Genomic DNA, 20,361 nt, shown 5'->3' with positions numbered 1-20,361 from the left:
CCTCTACCGTGTTCAAAGGGGACCCAATGGGTCCGGATTGCAGATGCGCTCGCCCCCCCTTGGAGTCAAGGTATGGGCGGCTTGCGGCCAGGGGATTCGGGCGGCACCATCCCGCGCCAAACCTGGGATACCAACACCATGCCGATGCTGCAGACCGATGACGGGGTGAGCCTGCATTACGAGGAGGCCGGCAGCGGCACGCCGATGGTCTTCGTGCATGAATATGCCGGCGACCATCGCAGCTGGGAGGCGCAGATGCGCTTCTTCTCCCGCCGCTATCGCTGCGTCACCTATGCCGCGCGGGGCTATACCCCCTCCGAGGTGCCGAGCGACCCGGCGAAGTACAGCCAGGACCGCGCGACGGATGACATCGCGGCCGTCATCAACGGCCTCGGCCTCGGCCCGACGCATGTGGTGGGCCTGTCCATGGGCGGCTTCGCCACGCTGCATATGGGCCTGCGCCACCCCGGCCTCGCCCGCAGCCTGGTCGCCGCCGGCGTCGGCTATGGCGCCGCCCCGGGCAAGACCGCGCAGTTCCATGCCGAGACGGACGCCGCCATCGCCCGCATCCGGGCGGAGGGCATGGACAAGTTCGGCAAGACCTACAGCCGTGGCCCCACCCGCCTGGTCTTCGAGGAGAAGGACCCGCGCGGCTATGCCGAATTCCAGGCCCAGCTCTGCGAGCACAGCACGGAGGGCTCCGCGCTCACCATGAACGGCGTGCAGCGCCGCCGCCCCAGCCTGTTTGACCTCGAGGCGCAGTTCCGCGCCATGACGGTGCCCACGCTGGTGATCGCCGGCGACGAGGACGACCCCACGCTGGAAGCCAGCCTCTATCTGAAGCGCACCATCAAGAGCAGCGCGCTGCTGGTGATGCCGAAATGCGGCCACACCATGAACCTGGAGGACCCGGACGCCTTCAACCGCGCGGTGCTGGATTTCGTGACCCAGGTGGATTGTGGCCGCTGGACCAACCGGATCCCGGCCAGCCTGGCGGGCGGCATCATCGCGGCGTCGGAGAAGTAGCGGCCAGGAAGGCCAGCACCTTCGCGTTGAAGGCCTCGGGCTCCTCCCAGGCGATGGCGTGCCCCGCCTCCGGCAGCACGTCCCACTGATGGGCCCGCAGATGCGCCGCCCAGAGCTTCATCAGCGCGGGCGGCGCGTAGAGGTCGGCGCCCGCCGCCAGTACCAGCGACGGGCAGGCGATGGTGGCGATCTTGGCGTAGGTATTCGGCGTGCGCAGCGGCTGCGGCACGGCGTCCTTCTGGCGCGCATGGTGCTCGATCTCCACCCAGCGCGCCGTGCCCTCGGGGTCCGTGCCGCGATAGGTCGGGCCGACCTCCCGCAGCACGCCGGGCTGGCGCTGGAAGTCGGGGGTCGCGATGCGGGTGAAGAAGGCCTGGATCTCCGGCTCCATCACCTGGCCGTAGCTGGCGCCGACCACCAGGCTGCGGACCCGCCCCGGCTGCCAGGCGGCATAGTCCAGCGCCACGAAGCCGCCGCCGGCGACGCCGAGCAGGTGGAAGGGCGGCAGGTCGAGATGCGCCGCCAGCGCCTCCAGATCCTCCGCCACGCTGCCCGGCTGCGGGCCGCTGGTGGGGTCCGGGATGCTGCGGCCCCAGCCGCGGCGGTCGAAGGTGATCACGCGATAGCCGGCGGCGGCGAAGGCCGGCACCTGCTTCTCCCACACCTCGCCGGTGCCGGTATTGGGGTGCAGCAGCACCAGCGGCGGCCCCTCCCCGCCCGTATCCGTGACCCAGAGCGCGACGCCCGGCAGCGCGACGCGCCGACCCGCCTCGTAGAACCCCTCTTGGCCCATGCCCTGCCTCCCCCGCCTCGCCGCGCTTCTATGGCCGGTGGCGCGGCGGCGGAAGCCCGCTGCAAATCGGGTCTTGGGATTCCGGACGCCCGGGTGCAGCCTCTGCCGCACAAGTCGCATGCAAGCGACGGGACGGAGGACACCATGAGCATCACACTCGGACGACGCGGGCTGATGGCGCTGCTGCCGGCGCTGGGTGCCAGCCAGGCCCTGGCCCAGGGCAGCTGGCCCCGCGCCGGCGTGCGCTTCATCTTCCCCTTCACCCCCGGATCGGCCGTGGATGTGGTGGCCCGCCTGGTGGCGCAAGATCTTTCCGCCCGGCTCGGCCAGCCCTTCATCGTCGAAAGCCGCACCGGCGCGGGCGGCAGCATCGGCACGGAGGTCGCGGCCCGCGCCCGGCCGGATGGCGAGACCTTCCTGGTCGGCTCCCCCGGCAATATGGCGATCGGCCCGGCGATGATGCCGAACCTGACCTATGACGTGGCGCGGGATTTCGTCGCCGTCAGCCACCTCGCCACCTTCCCGCAGGTGCTGGTGGTCTCGCCCAGCCTGCCGGTGCGCAACCTGGCGGAGTTGGTGGCCTATTCGAAGGCCAATCCCGGTCGGCTCAACTATGCCTCCTCCGGCGTCGGGGCGACCAACCACCTGGCGATGGAGATGCTGCGCGCGGCCACCGGCCTCACCGCCACCCATGTCCCCTATCGCGGCGGGCTGGTCACGCTGCAGGCCATCCTGTCGAATGACGTGCAGATGTGCATCGAGGGAATCCTGACCCTGCCGCCCTTCCTGGCCGACAACCGCCTGCGCGCCATCGCGGTGACCGGCGCCGAACGCTCCGCCCTGATGCCCGATGTGCCCGCGGTGGCGGAGACGGTGCCGGGCTTCGATGCCGGTGCCTGGGTCATGCTCTTTGCTCCCGCCGGCACCCCGGCCCCGATCGTCGAGCGGCTGTCGGCGGAGGTCGCTGTTTCCCTGGCCAAGCCCGAAATCCGCGCCCGGCTGGCCGAGCTCGGCGCCACCGTCACCGGCGCCACGCCGGAACAGGCGGCGACCATCCACCGGCAGGAGCTGACGAAATGGCGCCGCGCGGTCGAGGCTTCGGGCGCGGTGGCCGGCTGAATGTCCCTGCTGTTCAGCCCGATCACTTTGGCCGGCCGCAGCCTGCGCAACCGCATCACCTTCGGCGCCATGAGCAGCCGGATGCCGCGGGAGGGGGCGGTGACGCCGGTGATGGTGGCGCATCTTACGGCGCGGGCCGCCGGCGGCGCCGGCATGGTGGTGACGGAGGCGCTGGCCGCCTGCCGCTCCGCCGCCGTGCCCGCCCGCGTCGCTGCCTGGGACGAGGCGCAGCTGCCCGGCCTGGCGCGGCTGGCGGAGGCGGTGGAGGGGAAGGGCGCGGCGCTGGTCGGCCAGCTCTGGCATGCCGGCAATGCGCATCGGGATGCCCGGGCGCTGAACGCCGTGGGGCCCTCCGCCGTGGTCGATGCGGCATCCTGGACCGTGCCGCGGGCGCTGACCTCGGCCGAGGTGGAGGGGCTGGTCGAGGAATATGCCGACAGCGCCCATCGGCTGCAGCGCGCGGGGTTCTCGGGGGTGGAGATCTCGGCGGCGCACGGCTTCCTGCCGCTGCAATTCCTCTCGCCGGTGACCAACCAGCGGCAGGACCGCTGGGGCGGCGACGCCCAGGGCCGCAGCGCCTTCCTGCGCGCCATTCTCGCCGCGGTCCGCGCCCGCTGCGGCGCCGGTTTCATCCTGGGCGTGAAGCTGCCGGCGGATGACGGCGTGCCGGGCTCGATCGACCCGGCAGAGGCGGCGCGGCTGACCGCCTGCGTGGTGGCGGAGACGCCGCCGGACTACCTGTGTTTCAGCCAGGGCAGCCACGGCCCCAGCCTCTGGATGCACGCGCCGGACATGCATGAGGCGCCCATGCCGTTCCGGGGCGCCTGGGCGCCGCTGCGGGCGGCGGCGGGCGGGGTGAAGCTGGCTGCTGTGGGGCGCATCACGGCGCCGGAGATGGCCGCGGCTTTGCTGGACTCCGGCGATGCGGACCTCGTCATGCTCACCCGCCCGCTGCTGGCCGATCCGGACTGGCCAGAGAAGGCGCGCAGCGGGCGTGTCGAAAAAATCCGGCCCTGCATCTATTGCAATGCCTGCTGGGGCGAGATCGACCGCGGCAATACCATCGCCTGCAGCGTCAATCCCCGCGCCGGCACGCTCGCCGATGCCGAGCCGCCGCCGGCCCCCGCCGCCCAGCCAAGGCATGTGGTCGTGGTGGGCGACGGCGTGGCCGGGCTGCAGGCGGCGGCGGTGGCGGCGGAGCGCGGGCATCGGGTGACGCTGCTCGGCCGTGGCGCGGAGCCGAGCGGCGCGGCACGTCTGCATGCGCGCCTGCCGGGCTGCGCCGATGTCGGCGCGTTCCTCGACCATCTGGTGGCCCGCGCGGCCGCCGCCGGCGTGGCGCGGACCCGTGGCGAGACGGCCGAGGATGTGCTGGCCCTGGCGCCGGACCAGGTGGTGCTGGCCACCGGCGCCGCCATGGTGCCGCTGCGCCACAACTGCCCCGGCGCGCTGGACCTGCGCAGCGCCCTGGCGGGGCTGATGGCGGAGGACCGGCGCCCGGGCGGCCTGGCCGTGCTCTTCGACCACGACCACACCGCCGCCACCTACGCCGCCGCCGAATTCCTGCTGGACCGCTTCGACCGGCTGCTGCTGCTGACGCCGCGGGATGCCATCGCCCGCGATGTGCCGGCGCTCTATGCCCAGGGCGTGCACCGGCGGCTTGCCGCCTTCGGCGCGCGGGTGGAGGTGCTGATCCACCGCGAACCCGCCGGGCTGGAGGGCGATGTGCTGCGCATCCGCCACCTGCTGACCGGCGCCGAGACCACCCGCGAAGGGGTCGCCCTGCTGGCCTATGCCACGCCGCGCCGCCCGGGGGCGGAGGCGCTGGAGGCGGCGCTGCAGGCCGCCGGCCTGCCCGTGCTGCGCGCCGGGGATGCGGTGGCGCCGCGGCTGATGATGTCCGCCGTGCGCGACGGGCAATGGGTGGGAGAGGCGGTGTAGCGCCACCCGCCCCGCTTGACCGGGATCAATGCCCGCGGCGGCGGACCGGGCCAGCCTGCCGGCGCATCATCCGCGCCGGAGGTTCCCATGCCCGCCCCCCTGCTGCGCCGCGCCATCCCTGCCCTGATGCTGTTCGCCGGGCCGCTGCAGGCGCAGGGCCTGCCGGGCGATCCGCTGGCGGGGCAGAGGCTGGCGCGGGAATGGTGCGGCGAGTGCCACCTGGCGGCGCCGGGCGCCGCCTCCGATGCCGTGCCCAGCTTCCGCGCCATCGCCGCCCGCCCCGGCACCACCGCCGCCACGCTGCGCGCCGCGCTGCAGGCGCCGCATGCGCCGATGCCACCGCTCGGCCTGTCGCGCGCGCAGATCGACGACCTGGTCGCCTTTATCCTGTCGCCGCCTTGACCTGTCGCAAGGCGCCGGCCTTCGCCCCGCCGCAGCATCCATCGCGGGCAGGGAGGAGGACCAGAAGATGCAGGATCGTCGACTGGACGAGATCATCCGGGACCAGAAGCCGCTCATGCTGGGGCCGCAGGCCACGCTGGCCGAGGCCTGCCGCGCCATGCACCAACGCCGCGTCGGCGCCGTGCTGGTGGTGGAGGAGGGGGACCGGCTGCAGGGCATCTTCACCGGCCGGGACGCGGTGCGCTGCCTGGCCGAGGGCCGCGACCCCCAGGCCACCCGCCTGCACCAGGTGATGACATGCCGGCCGGAGACGCTGGCGCCCCGGCAGCGGGCGATCGAGGCGCTGCGCCTGCTGGACAATGGCGGCTTCCGCCACCTGCCGGTCTGCGAGGACGGCCAGGTGCGCGGCATCGTCTCGCGCTACGATTTCCGCGCCATGGAGCACGCCCGGCTGGACGAGGAGACGGGCTTCTTCGAGAGGCTGCGCTAAAGCACTATCCGATAACACTGAATCAGTGTTCTCGGATTTCGTGCTTTAGAAACAATAACTCCTAGAGCACGAGATCCGTCCGAGAGGACGGATCGTGCTCTAGGGCCAAGGCCCTCAGAGACCGGTTGAGAATGCCGGCGGCTGAGGGACCGCAGGCGATTTTTCGTCCCTGCAAGGCGGGCGGCTTGCCGCCCAACCTGGCAGGGGCGGAAAAGCGCCGCGGAACCGACCCGTCCGGCATTCTCAAACGGTCTCTCAGTGCAGGGTTTGCGGCCCCAGGCTGGACGGGGTGGCCAGGGCGCAGGGCGGCGCCAGGGCCGGGGCAGGCAGCATGGCGCCGGCCCGCTGCAGCGCCGCGCCAAAGTCCCGCGCCGCGGCCAGCGCCGGCATCAGCGCGGGCTCGGGCAGCCAGTCCATCAGCACATCCAGCGCGGCGAAGGACTGGCCGGCCTGCACCGCCGCGGTCAGCTGCAGCAGGGCGGCCTCGTCCGGGCTCAGGCCGGGGCAGCGGCAGCAGCGCACATCCAGGCTGCGCCGTGCGGAATGCGCGAGCAGCCGCATGAGCCGGTCGAAGGCCTCCGCCCCCTCCGCCACCACGCCGCCCAGCGCCAGGTAGCGGCGCCAGTCCGGATGCCGGCCGGCGGGGGCCAGCAGCGGCGCGACCCAGGCCCGCAGGGCGCCGGCCACCAGCAGTTCCGCCGCTCCCAGCTCCTGCATCGGCCGCTCGCCCGGGGCCGGCAGCAGGTGGTCGCATTCGTAGCCGGGCATCGCGCCCCCCTTTATTGCGAATGATTCGCAAAATCATATGGCGAGCCACCCCGCTTTGTCGATGCCCGGCCGGGGCGGCTAGTCTGCCCGCATGATGGCGCTGCGCAGATCACCCTCCGCCCCCGGATGGCGCCCGCGAAGCTGGCTTTGGCGCCTGCTGCTGGTCCTTCTGCTGGCACCGCCGGCCCTGATCCTGGCCTATCGCGTCATCCCGCCCCCGGTGACGCCCCTGATGCTGATCCGCGCCACCCAGGGCCATGGCCTGCAGCGCGACTGGGTGGCGCTGGACCGCATCGCCCCCGCCCTCGCCCGGGCCGTCATCGCCTCGGAGGACAATCTCTTCTGCCGCCAGACGCTGGGCTTCGACTTCGGCGCGCTGCGGGCGGAGCTGCAGGAATGGTGGGAAGGGGACCGGCCGCGCGGGGCCAGCACCATCACCATGCAGACGGCCAAGAACCTGCTGCTCTGGCCGGGCCGCGACCCCTTCCGCAAGCTGGTGGAGGCCTGGCTGACGCCGCAGGTCGCGCTGCTCTGGCCGCGACAGCGGGTGATGGAGGTCTATCTGAATATCGTCGAATTCGGCCCGGGCATTTATGGCGCGGAGGCCGCCGCCCGCGCCTTCTTCGACAAGCCTGCCGCCCGCCTGACGCAGCGCGAGGCGGCCCTGCTGGCCGCGGTCCTGCCCAGCCCGCTGAACTGGTCCGCCGCCGCCCCTTCCCCAGCCACGGCGCGGCGGGCGGCGAATATCGAACGCCGCATCGGCCAGCTCGGCCCGCTGCTCGACTGCCTTGCCGAAAGCTGAGACAGAACCGCTGAGGGAACGAGGCGCCCCCGCGGCCCCCGCGCTGGACAATCCCGCCGGTTCGGGCCAAGAGGCGCGCTGACCTGAACGCCTTCTCGGCCCGGAGCCTGTTCCCCATGACGTCCCCGGTTTTCGACCGCATCGCCGATATCATCGCCGAGAACAGCGAAGTGCAGCGCGAGGCCATCACGCCGGAAGCGCATGTCATCAACGACCTGGGCATCGACAGCCTGGACTTCCTCGACATCGTCTTCGCCATCGACAAGGCCTTTGGAATCAAGGTGCCGGTCGAAAGCTGGACCCAGGAAGTGAATGCCGGCACCGCGCCCGCGGAGAAGTACTTCGTCATGGGCAACCTGGCCCAGCGGATCGAGGAGCTGGTGGCGGCGAAGCAGGCCAAGGCCTGACCAAGGACTGACGGGGCGCGCGCCATGCGGCTGGAATATTTCCAGATGGTCGATCGCGTGGTGACGCTGGGCGCGGACCACATCACGGTCGAAAGCCAGGTGCCGGAGGCCAGCCCGGTTTTCGAGGGCCATTTTCCCGGCCATCCCATCGTCCCCGGCGTGCTGCTGGTGGAGACCATGGCCCAGACCGCCGGCTGGCTGCTGCTGGCGATCGAGAAGCTGGAACGCATGCCCTTCCTGCTGAAGGTCAATGGCGCCAATTTCCGCGGCTTCGTCAGCCCCGGCGCGAAGCTGGTGGTGGAGGCGAAGCGCAGCCATGACGGATCCGGCTATGCGGTGGCCGAGGCGCGCATCCTGTCCGAGGGCAAGCGCATCGCCGATGCCGAGATCACCTTTCGGATCATGCCCTTCCCCGCCGAGGCGCTGCGCGCGGCCATGACGGAGACGGCGCAACGCATCGGCCTGCCCGGTTTTTCTGGGCCAGGTCACAGCTGATGGAGATCTGGATCACCGGCATCGGCCTGGTCTCGGCGGCCGGCGAGGGCCGCGCCGCGCATCTGGCCGCACTTGCCGCGAGCACCCCGGCGCCGGTGGATGCCGAAAGCCACGCCCCCTTCCCGCTGCATCCCGCCCCGGCGCTGGAGCTCGACCGGCAGATCCCGAAGAAGGGCGACCAGCGGCAGATGGAGCCCTGGCAGCGCCTCGGCACCTACGCCGCCGGCCTGGCGCTGGACGATGCCGGCGCCCGCGCCCTGGTCGCCGAGATGGACCTCATCGTCGCCGCCGGCGGTGGCGAGCGGGACATGGCGCTGGATGAAAGCGTGCTGGCGGCACTCGCCGCCCTGCCGCCGGCCGAGGCCGCCTTGCAGCTGAACGCCCTGCTGGCCGGCGGGCTGCGGCCGACGCTGTTCCTGGCGCAACTCTCCAACCTGCTGGCGGGCAATATCTCGATCGTCCATGGCGTGACGGGCGCGTCGCGCACCTTCATGGGGGAGGAACAGGCCGGGGCGGATGCGGTGCGCATCGCGGCCGCGCGGCTGGCCGAAGGCCGCGGCCAGGCCGCCCTGGTCGGCGGCGCCTTCGTCGCCGCGCGCTGGGATTTGATGGTGCTCTACCACTCGGCCGGGCTGCTGCGGCAGGGCGGCTTTGCGCCCGTCTTTGCCCGGGACGAGGCGCCGGGCGCGATTCCCGGCACGCTCGGCGCCTTCCTGGTGCTGGAGACGGCCGACAGCGCCCGGGCCCGAGGCGCCCGGGGGCTCGCGCGGGTGATGGGCGTGGCCTGCGAACAGGCGCGGCGCGACCAGGCCGATGGCAGCGCCGCCGCCGCCCGCCGCGCCTTGGACCGGCTGGCGCTGCCGGAGGGGCCGCTGGCGGTGCTCTCGGGCGCCACCGGCGGCGCCGTCCCCACCGCGGCCGAGCGCGAATTTTTGGCGGGTCTCGCCCGGGACGTCACGCTGCGCGCCGCCGGCAGCCGGCTCGGCTGGGGGGTGGAGGCAAGCTTCCCGGCCAGCCTGGCGCTCGGCGCGCTGATGCTGTCCGAAGGCGTGCTGCCGCCGTCGCTGGAGGCGGCCGAGGCGCCCTTCGAGGCGCCGCCGACCGACCTGCTGGTGACCGGCTTCGGCGCCTGGCGCGGCGAGGCGCTCGCGCATCTGCAGGCCATTCCGGCGGAGGAGCAGCCGTGACGGACGTTGATTCGCGCGGCCGCCCCATCGTCGCGGTGACCGGCATCGGCCTGGTCACCCCGCTCGGCTTCGGTGTCGCGAAAAACTGGGCGGCGCTGCTGGCCGGCACCTCCGGCATCCGCCGCATCACCCGCTTCCCCACCAACGACCTGCGCACCACCATCGCCGGCACGGTCGACCTGCCCGAGGAAGCCGAGGGCCGGGTGCTGACCGCCACGCCGCGCGTCACCCGCATGGCGACCCTGGCCGCGGAGGAGGCGCTGGCAGAGGCCGGCCTGGAAGGCGGCGCCTTCCCCGGCCCGCTGATGCTCGGCATGCCGCCGGTCGAGGTGGAGTGGCCGCACCGCTTCGAACTCGCCCGCCGCGTGGCACCGGACGCGGCCACCTATCCCGCGCTGACGCTGGCCGCGACCGGCTGGTCCGAACTCTATGAGACCGCCGCCTTCCAGACCGTCGGCGAGACGCTGGCTGCCCGCTTCGGCACGCGCGGCTCCCCCGTCGCCGTCACCACCGCCTGCGCCACCGGTGCGTCGGCCATCCAGCTCGGCGTCGAGGCGATCCAGCGTGGCGAGACGGAGGCCGCGCTGGCCATCGGCGCGGATGGCACGGTGCAGCCGGAGGCGCTGATCCGCTTCTCCCTGCTCTCCGCCCTGTCGACCCGCAACGACGATCCCACCGGCGCCTCCCGCCCCTTCGAGAAGAACCGCGGCGGCTTCGTGATGAGCGAGGGCGCCGCCTGCCTGGTCCTCGAAAGCCTGTCGCACGCCCGCGCCCGCGGCGCCCGTATCCTCGGCCTGGTGCGCGGCGCCGGCGAGAAGTCGGACAGTTTCCACCGCACCCGCTCCAACCCCGATGGCAGCGCGGTGATCCGCGCCATGCGCAACGCGATCGAGGATGCGGGGCTGACGCCCGCCGATATCTCCTACGTCAATGCGCACGGCACCGGCACGCCGGAGAACGACAAGATGGAGAACCTGGCCATGCGCGCCGTCTTCGGGGACGCCGCGCCGCCGATCTCCTCCAACAAGTCGATGATCGGCCATACGCTATCCGCCTCCGGCGCCATCGAGGCCGCCTTCAGCCTGCTGGCGATCCGCGACCAGATGCTGCCGCCGACCATCAACCATGTGGAGCCGGACCCGGCCATCACGCTCGACGTGGTGCCGAACGTGGCCCGCGCCGCGAAGGTCGAGAACGTGCTGTCCAACAGTTTTGGGTTCGGCGGCCAGAACGTCTGTCTTGTCCTCAGTGGAGCACCCAACTGATGCGCGCCCTGCGCCTGCATGGCGACCGCGACCTGCGGCTGGAAGAGATCGACGCGCCGCCGCCGCCCGCCGAGGGCGAGGTGCAGCTGCGCATCCGCGCCGTCTCCCTGAACCACATCGATGTCTGGGGCTGGCGCGGCATGGCCTTCGCCCAGCGCACGCTGCCGCTGGCGGTGGGCGCGGAGGCCTCGGGCGAAGTCGTCGCGGTGGGTGCCGGCGTCACCGGCTGGAAGGCGGGCGACCGCGCCGTGCCCTATGGCGCCCGCACCTGCGGGCATTGCGCCGCCTGCCGCGAAGGCCGCGACAATTTCTGCGAGAACGTTTCAGGCGTCGCCGGCTTCCATATCGACGGTTTCGCCCGCGAGCTCGCCAATGTGCCCGCGCGGCTGCTGGTGCGCGTGCCCGATTCCGTGCCCTTCGAGGAAGCGGCCTGCGCCACCGTCACCTTCGGCACGGTCGAGCACATGCTCTTCGACAACGCCCAGCTGAAGCCGGGCGAGACCATCCTGATCCAGGCCGCGGGATCCGGCATCGGGTCCGTTGCCATCCGCGTCGCCAAGGCGCTGGGCTGCACCGTGATCGCCACCGCCGGCGATGACGAGAAATGCGCCAAGGCACAGGCGCTCGGCGCCGACCATGTGGTGAACTACAGCGAGAAGAATTTTTCGACGGTGGCCCGCCGCGTGACGGGCAAGCGCGGCGTGGATGTCGTGTTCGAACATGTGGGCGCCACCACCTGGGCGGGGTCGCTGCTGTCCCTGCGCGCCGGCGGGCGGCTGGTGACCTGCGGCAGCACCTCCGGCGTCTCGGCCGAGACCAACCTGATGATGATCTTCCAGCGCCAGCTCCGCATCTTCGGCAGCTTCGGCTGCGCCATCCGCAATGTGGGCGACGCGCTGGGCAAGATGTCGCAGGGCATCCTGCCGGTGCTGGATACCGTCGTGCCGCTGGAGCGCTTCACGGAAGGCCTGGAGCGGCTGGAATCGCGCCGCGTCTTCGGCAAGATCGTCGTGAAGTTCTGAATTGAAGGCGACCCTGAAACGCGCCGGCGAGGAGGCGCTGGCCGCCCTGATCCGGGGCGGCTTCGCCATGGTGCGCGCGCTGGGACCGGACCGCGCCGGGCGCATCGGCGCGGCGGTGGCCCGCACCCTCGGCCCACTCACATCGGCCAACCGCATCGCGCGGGAAAACATCGACGCGGCCTTTCCGGAGAAGTCGGCGGCGGAACGCGAAGCGATCCTGCGCGAGAGCTGGGAGAATCTTGGCCGCACCGCCAGCGAATACGTCCATCTCGGCGATCTCTGGGATTTCGACCCGGAACGCCCGAATACCGGCCGCATCGAGCTGGATGTGGACAGCATGGCGCGCTTCGAGCGGCTGCGCGACGACGGCCAGCCCGCCATCATCTTCGCCGCCCACCTCGCCAATTGGGAATTGCCGGCCGTCGCCGCCATGCGCCATGGCCTGCCGGCAGCCGCGCTCTACCGCACGCCCAACAATGCCGCCGTGGCGCGGGACATCCTGGCGCTGCGTCGCGGCGTGATGGGCACCCTGATCCCCGCCGGCCCCGCCGCCCCCATCCGCATGATGGAGGCGCTGGATGAGGGCCTGCATCTCGGCATGCTGGTCGACCAGCGTTTCGGCCGCGGCCCGAAAATCCGCTTCTTCGGGCGGGAGGCGACGGCCATCCCGATCCTCGCCCGCCTGGCGCGGCGCTTCGACTGCCCCATCCACGGCGCCCGCGCCATCCGCCTGCCTGGCGGCCGCTTCCGGCTGGAGCTGACGGAGGCGGTGCAGCTGGTGCGGGACGCGAAAGGCCAGGTGGATATCCAGGCCGCGACCCAGCAGGTGAACGACATCGTCGAGGGCTGGGTGCGCGAACACCCCGGCCAATGGCTCTGGCAGCACCGCCGCTGGCGGATGTAGGCCTCAGCCCAGCGGCAGCGTCCGGTACAGCGCCACACGCAGCCCGCCATGCGGCACCGGTGCCGTATTCGGCAGGAAGGGCAGCCGCGTCGCATGCGCCAGCTTCGGCTCGCTGGTCACCATCCCGACGCGCCAGCCGCCAAAACGCCGCAGCATCACCTGGCCGAAGGCGGCGTAGAGCGGCGCGAGGTCCGTCCCCTCCCCCATCCGGCTGCCATAGGGCGGGTTGACGATGACGAGCCCCGGTGGGCCTTCGGGCGGCGTCAGCTCGCTGATCGGCGCCTGGGCGAAGTCGGTGGTTTCCGCCACGCCCGCGCGTTCCGCATTGGCGCGGCACATCGCGACGGCGCCGGCGTCGCGGTCCCGCCCGTAGCAGCGCGCGGCGGAGGCCGGCTCGCGCCGCACCGCGCGCATCGCCTGCCAGGCGGCGTCGTCGAAGCCGGCCAGCCGTTCGAAGGCGAAGGCGCGGGCGCGGCCGGGGTTCAGCCGTGCCGCGATCTCCGCCGCCTCGATCACGAAGGTGCCGGCGCCGCACATCGGGTCGACCAGCGGCTCCCGCCCCTCATAGCCGCAGGCCTGCAGGAAGAGCGCGGCCATCGTCTCCCGCAGCGGCGCCGGGTTCACCGCCTGCTTGTAGCCCCGCTTGTGCAGCGGCTCGCCGGAGGTATCGACGCTGATGGTGCACTGGTCGTTTTCCAGCCGCACCATCACCAGCACGCCATCCTCGGCCTGACGCGCGCCCAGCGTCTCGCGGATCGCGGTCTCGATCCGCTGCGCGGCGGCGCCGGAGTGGTAGATGCGCGATCCGGCGCAACTCGCCTCCACCCGGAAGGGCACATCGGCGCGCAGCACGCTGGCCCAATCGACGCGACGCGCCTTGGCATCCAGCTGCGCCAGGTGCACGGCGCGAAAGCTGTCGATGCGTGCCAGCACGCGCCCGGCGCCACGCAGCCAAAGATTGGCGCGCCAGACATCGGGCCAGCCGCCCTGGATGGCGACACCGCCCGGCACCGCCTTGGGCCGCCGGAAACCCTTGGTCCGCACTTCCTCGAACAGCAGGGGCTCCAGCCCCGGCGCGGTCGCGACAAAGATCTCGAAGCTGTCGCTCACACGTTGAACCGGAACAGCAGGACGTCGCCGTCCTTCACCACGTATTCCTTGCCCTCGATGCGCATCTTCCCGGCTTCCTTGGCGCCCTGCTCGCCGCCGAGCGCGACATAGTCGTCATAGGCGGTGGTCTCGCTGGCGATGAAGCCGCGCTCGAAGTCGCCATGGATGACGCCCGCCGCGCCGGGCGCCTTGGTGCCGCGGGTGATGGTCCAGGCCCGCGTTTCCTTCGGCCCCACGGTGAAATAGGTGATCAGCCCCAGCAGCTCGTAGCCCGCGCGGATGATGCGATCGAGGCCGCTATCGGCCAGGCCGAGCGATTCGAGAAAATCGGCGCGGTCGGCCTCCGGCATCTGGCTGATCTCGGCCTCGATGGCGGCGGAGACGATCACCGCCTTGGCGCCCTGCGCCTTCGCCATGGCGAAGACCTTTTCCGCATGCGCATTGCCGGTGGCGGCGGAGGACTCCTCCACGTTGCAGACATAGAGCACCGGCTTGCTGGTCATCAGCTGAAGCCGGCGCACCGCCTCCTCCTCCCCCTTCGGGATGGCGGTGCGGGCGGGCTTGCCATCGGCCAGCGCGGCCATGATGGGTTCGATCAAGGCGAGCTGCGCGGTGGCTTCCTTGTCGCCGCCGCGGGCGCGCTTGGTCAGCCCATGGGCGCGCTTCTCCAGGCTGTCGAGGTCCGCCAGCATCAGCTCGGTCTCGACCGTCTCCGCATCCCGCACCGGGTCGACATTGCCCTCGACATGGGTGACGTCGTCATCCTCGAAGCAGCGCAGGACATGGACGATGGCGTCCACCTCCCGGATGTTCGCCAGGAACTGGTTGCCCAGCCCCTCGCCCTTGGAGGCGCCGCGCACCAGGCCCGCGATATCCACGAATTCCAGGCTGGTCGGCACGATCTTCTGGGACTTGCCGATCTTGGCCAGCGTGCCCAGGCGCGGGTCGGGCACCGCCACGCGGCCGACATTCGGCTCGATCGTGCAGAAGGGATAGTTCGCCGCCTGCGCCGCCGCCGTCTGCGTCAGCGCGTTGAAAAGCGTGGACTTGCCGACATTGGGCAGGCCGACGATGCCGCAGTTGAAACCCATGGGAGGTGATCCGTTCAGGAAGTCGCAGCGTCGAGCAACGCGCAGAGGTCGGTGGCAAGGGTGGAGGCGGCGATGCGGGCGGCCGCGTCATCGGTCCGGAAATCCAGCGCCGCGCTGCGCAGGAAGGGGGCGAGGGTGGCGGGCGGCAGGCCCACCTTCTTCGCCGCCTCCGCGATGCGCGCGGCCTGTTCGGCCGGCGCCCGGGATTCGGCCAGCAGGGCGGCGGCATCCAGCGCCAGGGCGGCACGCAGCGCGGCCTCGCCGGCGGTGTGCAGCACCATGCGCTGGCGGCGGATATCGGAGACCGGCTCGCCGCCCGGCACGCCCGGCGGGTTCGGCGCGGCGGTGGCGCGCAGCGCGGCGGCGGCCTGGGCCAGGCCCTGGGCTTCCCGGATCAGCCCGGCGGCCAGCGCCGCGGCGCCATTGGCAAAATCCTCCGGCCCCGGTCCGCCGAAGCCGCCGTCGAAGACGCTGTCATCGTCCAGCCCGCTCATCGGTCAGCTCTCCTGCGTCAGCAGCGCAACGCGCGTCATGAAGGCCTCGTGCTGGCCTTCCGCCAGCAGCGGCGCGGCATCGGCCACGGCGTCCAGCAGCGGCTCCACCCAGGTTTCCACCTTGGCAAAATTACCCAGCACATGGCCGGTGACGCGGTCCTTGTGGCCCGGATGCCCGATGCCCACGCGGACGCGCCAGAAATCCGCATTGCCGAAGGCGCGCTGCATGTCGCGCAGGCCGTTATGGCCGGCGGTGCCGCCGCCCTTCTTCACCTTGAGCTTGCCGGGTGCCAGGTCCAGCTCGTCATGAAAGGCCCAGATATCGGCCGTGCCGAGCTTCAGGAAGGCGGCGGCCTGCTGCACGGCGTCGCCGCTGGCATTCATATAGGTCTCTGGCTTCAGGGCCAGGATCTTCTGGCCAGCCAGCACGCCCTCCGCCACCTGCCCCTTGAAGCGCTTGCGCCAGGCCGAAAAGCCGTGGCGGCGGGCAATGGCGTCCATCGCCATGAAGCCGATGTTGTGGCGCTGCCGCGCATGTTCCTGCCCCGGATTGCCGAGGCCGACCCAAAGCAGCGCCACCGCAAGGGACCCCTTTTGCGAATAAGTCGGTTTGGCGAAGGGGGTTCTGCTTCTGCCTGAAGCCAAGGCCGGCCGTGCAGCCCCCCCTCACCCAACCCTCTCCCCCCGTTGGGGGGAGAGGGCTTGCTGGAAGAAAATTACTTCTTCTTGGCGGGTGCGGCCGGGGCGGCGGCGGCGGCCGGCTTGGCGGCACCCTTGGCCGGCGCCTTGCCCTTGCCCTTGGCGGGCTCCGGCGCCGCCACGGCGACCGGGGCCAGTTCCTCATCCACCGTCGGCGCGGCGATGGAGGCGATCATGAAGTCGCGGCCGACGATGCCGGGGCGCGCGCCGAAATTGTCCTTGATGGAGGACCAGCGCAGGCTGTCGCCGATCTTGGCCTCGGCCAGGTCGATCTCGAAGTGGTCCGGCACCTTGTCGGTCTCGGCCAGCACCTCGACCTCGCGGCGGACCACGTTCAGCACGCCGCCGGCCTTGATGCCGGCCGAGGTGTCCTCGTGCAGGAAGACCACCGGCACGCGGACGCGGATACGCGCACCGGGCGCCACGCGCTGGAAATCGATGTGGATGGGGCGATCCGTCACCGGGTGGAACTGCACCTCGCGCATGATGGTGCGCTCGGTCGGGCCGTCCTTCACCGCCACCTCATAGAGGTGCGACTGCCAGCCGCCCTTGGTGAGTTCCTTCATGATGTCGCGCGGGTCGAAGGCCACCAGCGTCGCCGCCTGCTTCGCACCATACACCACACCGGGGACCAGCCCCTCCCGCCGGGTCGCGCGCGCTGCCCCCTTACCTGCATCTGCGCGCGCCACGGCTTCGATCCGCACTGTCTGGACCATTGCCAGGCTCCTTCAATGAAACTTGCGCCGGCCGCCGGCTTTCGCCGGGCCGGGCGCAAAGAAAATGCGCCGGCCTCCAGGGGTGCCGACGCAGCGGGGACGCCTAGCCCAAACGCGGGGGGAAGTCCAGCGCGGAGGGGGGCCAACCCCCTCCGCGCGCCGGCCTCAGCCGGTCTGCTGGATGGCCGAGAGGCGCCAGGCCTCGCCGGGGAAGCGGGTGTAGGTGAGGATCTCCGTCACCTCCTGCGCCTCGCTCGGATGGCCTTCCACCACCTTGCCCGAGGCGTCCGTCGTCACGTCCACGATGGAGTAGCGCATGGCCACCGTCGCGAAGTGCTGGCCGTTCTCCTGCCAGGCCTCGGACAGGTCGCCCGAGAGCAGGCGGGTGCCGCTGGTCACATTGGTCCAGCCGCGGGCGCGCAGGTCCTTCAGGTCCTGGGCGAAGTAGTTGGTCATCTCCGGGGTGGAGAGCCGGCGCAGCGCCTCCAGGTCCTGGCGCGACCAGGCGTCGTTCACCGCATGCAGGTTCTGCTCGAATTCCTGGTAGTCGGATTCGCCGATCTGCAGCGGCTGGGTCGCCACCGCGGGGGTGGCGGCCATGGCGCCGGGCACCGGGCCGCGCGGGGCGCCCATGCCGCCCATGGCGGAGGCCATCTGGGGCCGCGGATTGGCACCCTGCTGCATGTCCCGCGCATAGGCGTTGGGCGGGCCACCGGCCGTCGCCTCGCGCCGGCCGCGGATCATGCGCATCACCAGCCAGATCACGCCGCCGATCAGCGCCACCTGCAGCAGCAGGCCGAGGATGGAGGCGAAGCCGCCGATGCCGCCGAACAGGCCGGCGCCCAGGAACATGCCGATCAGGCCGGCGCCGAGCAGGCCGCCCATCAGCCCGCCGCGCATGCCGGTGCGTGCAGCGGCAGCGCCGGCCGCGGCCGTGCCGGCCGTCGCGGCACCCGTCGTGGCGGCGGAAGGCGCGGTCTGGGTGCGCTGCATCTGCGTGGCGCCACCCGGGGCGGTGGTGGTGGGAGGGGGCGCCTGGTAGGTGCGGGTGCCCCGGCTGCCGGAGGAGAAGCCCCCGCCGCGGCGCGCTTCCGCAAGCGCGGGGGCCAATGCCAGCGCCACAACGGCGATGGCGGCCATGAAAGATGCTTTGCGGCGCATGATGGGGTCCGTGGCTCCGATCTGGGTTTCCTGGCTGTAATATAGGGAGCCCTTTGCCGAATTGCGAAGGCCCGTTGCTCAGTTCCCACCAGGCCACCACCGCCCCTGCGTTACGCTTGCGTCACCAGGGGCCGCGGGCCACCCTGTGGCCAGGCAGACAGGGGCTGATCATGCGACGACGGGGACCGGGACTGGGATGGGGTCTGGCGGCGGGCTTCGCCCTGGTGGCGCAGGTGGCGGCGGCCCCGATGGCGGCGGCCCAGGGCAGCGGCCAGGGGGCGGGCCAGGCGGCGGCGCCGCGGCTGTTCCGCATGGCCACCAGCGTGGATGCCGCGACGCTCGACCCGCATGCGACCAATGCGCTGTTCACCTATCTGGTGGTCAGCCAGGTCTATGAGACGCTGACCCACCGGGCCGACGACCTGAAGGTGCAGCCCGGCCTGGCGCTGGCCTGGGAACAGGCGGAACCCACCCGCTGGCGCTTCCGGCTGCGCCCGAATGTCCGCTTCGCCGGCGGCGAGGCCTTCAACGCCGACGACGTGGTCTTCAGCATCACCCGGGCGCTGGCGCCGACCTCGAACTACGGCATCTATGTGGATACCGTGGCCTCCGTCGTCGCGGTGGACGATCTGACGGTCGATGTCATCACCCGGGTGCCGGACCCGGTGGTGCCGGACAAGCTGACCCGCGTGCTGATGATGGATCGCGGCTGGTCCGAGGCGAACCGTGCCGCCGTGCCCCAGAACTTCGCGCAGCGGGAGGAAAGCTTCACCGTCCGCAACGCCAATGGCACCGGCCCCTATGTGATCCGCACGCGGGAGGTCGACCAGCGCACCGTGATGGTGCGCAATCCCAGCTGGTGGGGCGCCGGGGAGACGCGCGGCAATGTCGGCGAATACCACCACGTCACGCTGAATTCCGATGCGACGCGCGTCGCCGCCCTGCTCTCGGGCGAGGTGGACATGGTTCATGTGGTGCCGGTGCAGGATGTGGCCCGCATCCAGCGCGACCCACGGCTGCGGATTCTCCAGGGGCAGGAGAACCGGACGGTCTGGCTCGGCCTGCGCCAGGATGTGGCGGAGCTAGAGGGCTCCGACGTACGCGGCCGCAACCCCTTCAAGGATCTGCGGGTGCGCCAGGCGATCGCGCATGCGCTGGACATGGAGGCGATGCGCCGCACCACCCTTCGCGGGCAGGGCGTGCCCACGGCCAGCATGTGGACCCAGTTCGTCAATGGCTGGTCGGAGGAGGCGGACCGCCGCCTGCCCTACGACCCGGCCAAGGCGCGCGCCCTGCTGGCCGAGGCCGGCTACCCCAACGGCTTCTCCGTGCCCTTCGAATGCCCGACCGGCACCTATGACGAGGCCTGCCAGGCGGTGGCCGGCATGCTGGCCCGGGTCGGCATCCGGGCGCAGCTGAACATCCAGCCCAATGCCCAGTTCAGCCAGCGCATCCGGCGGCAGGAGCCGATGATGTATGCCCTGTCCTGGGGCGTGCCGACCTTCGATGCCAGCTACACCATCCGGGCGGTGATGGCGTCTCGTGCCGTGGGCGGGGCGGCGACCTGGAATGCCGGCGGCTGGTCGAATGCGGAATTCGACGCGCTGATCCCGCGCATCGACGCCGAGCAGGACCCGGAGGCGCGGCGCGGCCTGATCCGCCAGGCGCATGCCCTGCACAATGCGGACCTCGGGCATATCCCGATGTACCACATGATGATTCCCTGGGCGCACCGGGCGGGTGTGGCGGTGACGCACCGTGCGGACAACCAGGTGCAGGTGCGGGAAATCCGGGTGGATTAGGCTGGGAGGAGGGCGACGCCTTCGAGCGGCGCGGCGCGGATCAGCGCCGCGTCGCGGGTGGCGAGGGGCAGGCGGCGGCGCGAAGCGAGGTCGAGATAGGCGGCGTCGTAGGGTGTCAGACCATGCCGCCGCGCCAGGTCGTGCAGGCGCCGCGCCAACAGGCCAAGCTCCGGCGCTTCGGTGGTGATCGCCATGGCGGCCAGGCGATCGTAGACCCGGTTGGCGAGGTCCTCCGTCAAGCGCGATCGCCGCTCCGCGCTGCGCAGGATGCTGGCGACCTCGAAGTGCCAGATGGCCGGCACCAGCGCCCCGCCTTTCCCGACCCGCAGCAGCAGGGCGTCGGAGGCCGCATCAGCCTCATCGATCAGGAACCAGGGCGCGGTGGCGGAGGCGTCCAGCAACAGCGCGCTCACAAGCCCCGCTTGCCCTCATCCTTGATGTCGGCCCAGCGCAGGCCATGCAGCTTCATCTCGCTGCGCAGCGCCGCGAAGTCCTGCACCAGCCGCTCAGCGGCCGCGGTATCACCCTGCGGCGGCGCCTCCGCCGGCGCCAGCGTGGCCACCGGTCGACCGCTTTCCGTGATGGTCAGCGTCTCACCCCGCCGGACGCGGTCCAGCAGGTCGGAGAGCTCGGGGCGTGCCTCGATGGTGCCGTCCATGTCACCAGA

General features: G+C 71.7%; 23 protein-coding genes. 13 read left to right on the top strand and 10 right to left on the bottom strand.

What is annotated here, in order from left to right; genetic code table 11:
• The first annotated feature begins 138 nt into the window (after nucleotides 1-138).
• On the top strand, nucleotides 139-1,026 hold the full coding sequence (locus J3S20_RS25395) for an alpha/beta fold hydrolase (RefSeq protein ID WP_246603257.1): 888 nt from the start codon (nucleotides 139-141) through the stop codon (nucleotides 1,024-1,026).
• Here J3S20_RS25395 and J3S20_RS25390 read toward each other — a convergent pair.
• Complete coding sequence (locus J3S20_RS25390) at nucleotides 1,004-1,819, bottom strand: alpha/beta fold hydrolase (RefSeq protein ID WP_216839716.1); 816 nt, start codon at nucleotides 1,817-1,819, stop codon at nucleotides 1,004-1,006. The two genes, J3S20_RS25395 and J3S20_RS25390, sit on opposite strands and share 23 nt — an antisense overlap.
• 144 nt (nucleotides 1,820-1,963) lie before the next feature.
• Here J3S20_RS25390 and J3S20_RS25385 point away from each other — a divergent pair, with 144 nt between their 5' ends.
• The 4 genes from J3S20_RS25385 to J3S20_RS25370 all read left to right on the top strand — a co-directional run bounded on the left by J3S20_RS25385 (nucleotide 1,964) and on the right by J3S20_RS25370 (nucleotide 5,771).
• A complete protein-coding gene (locus J3S20_RS25385; RefSeq protein ID WP_216839715.1) occupies nucleotides 1,964-2,938 on the top strand; it encodes a Bug family tripartite tricarboxylate transporter substrate binding protein in 975 nt (324 codons plus the stop codon).
• Complete coding sequence (locus J3S20_RS25380) at nucleotides 2,939-4,879, top strand: oxidoreductase (protein ID WP_216839714.1); 1,941 nt, start codon at nucleotides 2,939-2,941, stop codon at nucleotides 4,877-4,879.
• A gap of 87 nt (nucleotides 4,880-4,966) precedes the next feature.
• On the top strand, nucleotides 4,967-5,281 hold the full coding sequence (locus tag J3S20_RS25375) for a c-type cytochrome (protein ID WP_216839713.1): 315 nt from the start codon (nucleotides 4,967-4,969) through the stop codon (nucleotides 5,279-5,281).
• Nucleotides 5,282-5,348: 67 nt separating this feature from the next.
• A complete protein-coding gene (locus J3S20_RS25370) occupies nucleotides 5,349-5,771 on the top strand; it encodes a CBS domain-containing protein (protein ID WP_216839712.1) in 423 nt (140 codons plus the stop codon).
• Nucleotides 5,772-6,026: 255 nt separating this feature from the next.
• Here the strand turns inward: J3S20_RS25370 and J3S20_RS25365 are convergent, their stop codons facing one another.
• Complete coding sequence (locus J3S20_RS25365) at nucleotides 6,027-6,539, bottom strand: hypothetical protein (protein ID WP_216839711.1); 513 nt, start codon at nucleotides 6,537-6,539, stop codon at nucleotides 6,027-6,029.
• Nucleotides 6,540-6,630: 91 nt separating this feature from the next.
• On the opposite strand from J3S20_RS25365, the gene mtgA reads away from it, so the two are divergent.
• The 7 genes from mtgA to J3S20_RS25330 all read left to right on the top strand — a co-directional run bounded on the left by mtgA (nucleotide 6,631) and on the right by J3S20_RS25330 (nucleotide 12,621).
• Nucleotides 6,631-7,341, top strand: coding sequence for a monofunctional biosynthetic peptidoglycan transglycosylase (mtgA, locus tag J3S20_RS25360; protein ID WP_456305709.1), 711 nt, complete (start codon nucleotides 6,631-6,633; stop codon nucleotides 7,339-7,341).
• A gap of 116 nt (nucleotides 7,342-7,457) precedes the next feature.
• Complete coding sequence (locus tag J3S20_RS25355) at nucleotides 7,458-7,748, top strand: acyl carrier protein (RefSeq protein ID WP_216839710.1); 291 nt, start codon at nucleotides 7,458-7,460, stop codon at nucleotides 7,746-7,748.
• Nucleotides 7,749-7,772: 24 nt separating this feature from the next.
• Entirely contained in the window at nucleotides 7,773-8,243 is a 471-nt protein-coding gene (locus tag J3S20_RS25350) for a 3-hydroxyacyl-ACP dehydratase FabZ family protein (protein WP_216839709.1), read from the top strand.
• Nucleotides 8,243-9,430 (top strand): beta-ketoacyl-ACP synthase, encoded by a 1,188-nt coding sequence (locus tag J3S20_RS25345; protein ID WP_216839708.1) that lies wholly within the window; start codon nucleotides 8,243-8,245, stop codon nucleotides 9,428-9,430. Before J3S20_RS25350 ends, J3S20_RS25345 begins: the two co-directional genes overlap by 1 nt.
• On the top strand, nucleotides 9,427-10,695 hold the full coding sequence (locus J3S20_RS25340; protein ID WP_216839707.1) for a beta-ketoacyl-ACP synthase: 1,269 nt from the start codon (nucleotides 9,427-9,429) through the stop codon (nucleotides 10,693-10,695). Before J3S20_RS25345 ends, J3S20_RS25340 begins: the two co-directional genes overlap by 4 nt.
• Nucleotides 10,695-11,717, top strand: a complete 1,023-nt coding sequence (locus tag J3S20_RS25335; protein ID WP_216839706.1) for a zinc-binding dehydrogenase — start codon at nucleotides 10,695-10,697, stop codon at nucleotides 11,715-11,717. The genes J3S20_RS25340 and J3S20_RS25335 overlap by 1 nt, the downstream gene beginning before the upstream one ends.
• Before the next feature lies 1 nt (nucleotide 11,718).
• Entirely contained in the window at nucleotides 11,719-12,621 is a 903-nt protein-coding gene (locus J3S20_RS25330; protein ID WP_216839705.1) for a lipid A biosynthesis lauroyl acyltransferase, read from the top strand.
• A gap of 3 nt (nucleotides 12,622-12,624) precedes the next feature.
• On the opposite strand, the gene J3S20_RS25325 is transcribed toward J3S20_RS25330, so the two are convergent.
• The 6 genes from J3S20_RS25325 to J3S20_RS25300 all read right to left on the bottom strand — a co-directional run bounded on the left by J3S20_RS25325 (nucleotide 12,625) and on the right by J3S20_RS25300 (nucleotide 17,871).
• Nucleotides 12,625-13,731 (bottom strand): THUMP domain-containing class I SAM-dependent RNA methyltransferase, encoded by a 1,107-nt coding sequence (locus J3S20_RS25325; protein ID WP_216839704.1) that lies wholly within the window; start codon nucleotides 13,729-13,731, stop codon nucleotides 12,625-12,627.
• Nucleotides 13,728-14,822, bottom strand: coding sequence for a redox-regulated ATPase YchF (gene ychF, locus J3S20_RS25320; protein ID WP_216839703.1), 1,095 nt, complete (start codon nucleotides 14,820-14,822; stop codon nucleotides 13,728-13,730). Before ychF ends, J3S20_RS25325 begins: the two co-directional genes overlap by 4 nt.
• 14 nt (nucleotides 14,823-14,836) lie before the next feature.
• Nucleotides 14,837-15,316 (bottom strand): hypothetical protein, encoded by a 480-nt coding sequence (locus tag J3S20_RS25315; RefSeq protein WP_216839702.1) that lies wholly within the window; start codon nucleotides 15,314-15,316, stop codon nucleotides 14,837-14,839.
• Between the two features lie 3 nt (nucleotides 15,317-15,319).
• Nucleotides 15,320-15,889 carry an aminoacyl-tRNA hydrolase gene (gene pth, locus J3S20_RS25310; RefSeq protein WP_216839770.1) on the bottom strand — a complete coding sequence of 190 codons (570 nt, stop codon included), beginning with the start codon at nucleotides 15,887-15,889 and terminating at the stop codon, nucleotides 15,320-15,322.
• A gap of 143 nt (nucleotides 15,890-16,032) precedes the next feature.
• A complete protein-coding gene (locus J3S20_RS25305; protein WP_216839701.1) occupies nucleotides 16,033-16,731 on the bottom strand; it encodes a 50S ribosomal protein L25/general stress protein Ctc in 699 nt (232 codons plus the stop codon).
• Nucleotides 16,732-16,896: 165 nt separating this feature from the next.
• Nucleotides 16,897-17,871, bottom strand: a complete 975-nt coding sequence (locus J3S20_RS25300; protein ID WP_246603256.1) for a Tim44 domain-containing protein — start codon at nucleotides 17,869-17,871, stop codon at nucleotides 16,897-16,899.
• A 191-nt stretch (nucleotides 17,872-18,062) separates the two neighbouring features.
• On the opposite strand from J3S20_RS25300, the gene J3S20_RS25295 reads away from it, so the two are divergent.
• A complete protein-coding gene (locus J3S20_RS25295) occupies nucleotides 18,063-19,694 on the top strand; it encodes an ABC transporter substrate-binding protein (protein ID WP_216839699.1) in 1,632 nt (543 codons plus the stop codon).
• Here J3S20_RS25295 and J3S20_RS25290 read toward each other — a convergent pair.
• Nucleotides 19,691-20,107, bottom strand: a complete 417-nt coding sequence (locus J3S20_RS25290; RefSeq protein WP_216839698.1) for a type II toxin-antitoxin system VapC family toxin — start codon at nucleotides 20,105-20,107, stop codon at nucleotides 19,691-19,693. The two genes, J3S20_RS25295 and J3S20_RS25290, sit on opposite strands and share 4 nt — an antisense overlap.
• On the bottom strand, nucleotides 20,104-20,352 hold the full coding sequence (locus J3S20_RS25285; RefSeq protein WP_216839697.1) for a type II toxin-antitoxin system Phd/YefM family antitoxin: 249 nt from the start codon (nucleotides 20,350-20,352) through the stop codon (nucleotides 20,104-20,106). The genes J3S20_RS25290 and J3S20_RS25285 overlap by 4 nt, the downstream gene beginning before the upstream one ends.
• Between the last annotated feature and the right edge of the window lie 9 nt (nucleotides 20,353-20,361).

Source organism: Falsiroseomonas tokyonensis (genome assembly GCF_019024325.1).
GTDB lineage: Bacteria > Pseudomonadota > Alphaproteobacteria > Acetobacterales > Acetobacteraceae > Falsiroseomonas > Falsiroseomonas tokyonensis.
The sequence above is the reverse complement of the archived record's forward strand: the minus strand, read 5'-3'. Positions and strand labels throughout refer to the sequence as shown.

What these genes read in the sequence shown, in the direction of transcription:
- J3S20_RS25395 (WP_246603257.1), top strand. Translation starts at nt 139, where the DNA reads ATGCCGATGCTGCAGACCGATGACGGGGTGAGCCTGCATTACGAGGAG.
- J3S20_RS25390 (WP_216839716.1), bottom strand. Translation starts at nt 1,819, where the DNA reads ATGGGCCAAGAGGGGTTCTACGAGGCGGGTCGGCGCGTCGCGCTGCCG.
- J3S20_RS25385 (WP_216839715.1), top strand. Translation starts at nt 1,964, where the DNA reads ATGAGCATCACACTCGGACGACGCGGGCTGATGGCGCTGCTGCCGGCG.
- J3S20_RS25380 (WP_216839714.1), top strand. Translation starts at nt 2,939, where the DNA reads ATGTCCCTGCTGTTCAGCCCGATCACTTTGGCCGGCCGCAGCCTGCGC.
- J3S20_RS25375 (WP_216839713.1), top strand. Translation starts at nt 4,967, where the DNA reads ATGCCCGCCCCCCTGCTGCGCCGCGCCATCCCTGCCCTGATGCTGTTC.
- J3S20_RS25370 (WP_216839712.1), top strand. Translation starts at nt 5,349, where the DNA reads ATGCAGGATCGTCGACTGGACGAGATCATCCGGGACCAGAAGCCGCTC.
- J3S20_RS25365 (WP_216839711.1), bottom strand. Translation starts at nt 6,539, where the DNA reads ATGCCCGGCTACGAATGCGACCACCTGCTGCCGGCCCCGGGCGAGCGG.
- mtgA (WP_456305709.1), top strand. Translation starts at nt 6,631, where the DNA reads ATGATGGCGCTGCGCAGATCACCCTCCGCCCCCGGATGGCGCCCGCGA.
- J3S20_RS25355 (WP_216839710.1), top strand. Translation starts at nt 7,458, where the DNA reads ATGACGTCCCCGGTTTTCGACCGCATCGCCGATATCATCGCCGAGAAC.
- J3S20_RS25350 (WP_216839709.1), top strand. Translation starts at nt 7,773, where the DNA reads ATGCGGCTGGAATATTTCCAGATGGTCGATCGCGTGGTGACGCTGGGC.
- J3S20_RS25345 (WP_216839708.1), top strand. Translation starts at nt 8,243, where the DNA reads ATGGAGATCTGGATCACCGGCATCGGCCTGGTCTCGGCGGCCGGCGAG.
- J3S20_RS25335 (WP_216839706.1), top strand. Translation starts at nt 10,695, where the DNA reads ATGCGCGCCCTGCGCCTGCATGGCGACCGCGACCTGCGGCTGGAAGAG.
- ychF (WP_216839703.1), bottom strand. Translation starts at nt 14,822, where the DNA reads ATGGGTTTCAACTGCGGCATCGTCGGCCTGCCCAATGTCGGCAAGTCC.
- J3S20_RS25315 (WP_216839702.1), bottom strand. Translation starts at nt 15,316, where the DNA reads ATGAGCGGGCTGGACGATGACAGCGTCTTCGACGGCGGCTTCGGCGGA.
- J3S20_RS25305 (WP_216839701.1), bottom strand. Translation starts at nt 16,731, where the DNA reads ATGGTCCAGACAGTGCGGATCGAAGCCGTGGCGCGCGCAGATGCAGGT.
- J3S20_RS25300 (WP_246603256.1), bottom strand. Translation starts at nt 17,871, where the DNA reads ATGGCCGCCATCGCCGTTGTGGCGCTGGCATTGGCCCCCGCGCTTGCG.
- J3S20_RS25295 (WP_216839699.1), top strand. Translation starts at nt 18,063, where the DNA reads ATGCGACGACGGGGACCGGGACTGGGATGGGGTCTGGCGGCGGGCTTC.
- J3S20_RS25285 (WP_216839697.1), bottom strand. Translation starts at nt 20,352, where the DNA reads ATGGACGGCACCATCGAGGCACGCCCCGAGCTCTCCGACCTGCTGGAC.